The sequence below is a fragment of the Pseudomonas sp. PNPG3 genome (assembly GCF_023093815.1).
Lineage (GTDB): Bacteria > Pseudomonadota > Gammaproteobacteria > Pseudomonadales > Pseudomonadaceae > Aquipseudomonas > Aquipseudomonas asiatica.
Genome location: NZ_JALLKV010000354.1, coordinates 1 through 228 on the forward strand (window position 1 = coordinate 1; position 228 = coordinate 228).

Annotated in this window: 1 protein-coding gene; it reads right to left on the reverse strand. The window is 73.2% G+C overall.

Translation table 11 applies throughout. The annotated features are described in order from the left end of the window. Window positions 1-228, reverse strand: a 228-nt coding sequence (locus tag MJ643_RS31310) for a UTRA domain-containing protein (protein ID WP_247727403.1), incomplete at both ends; no start/stop codon positions are given.

The following is a 228-nucleotide window of genomic DNA, read 5'->3' on the forward strand; positions in this document are numbered from 1 at the left end:
GGCGCGGTAGACGTGGAGGCCGAACTCGACGACGGTGCCGTCGTTCGCGAAGGACTTGCGCTCCATGGTGAGGAGGGCGGCGCCGGGCTCCTCGTCGAGGAGCTCGGCGTGCTCGACGTCGGCGACGGTGGCGCCGATGCGCTCGTGGGCGAGGACGCTGGTGACGCCGCGCTGACGGAGCGCCTCGTAGAGGCCGGTCGTGGTGAGCTCCTCGCGGGTGGGGGCGTG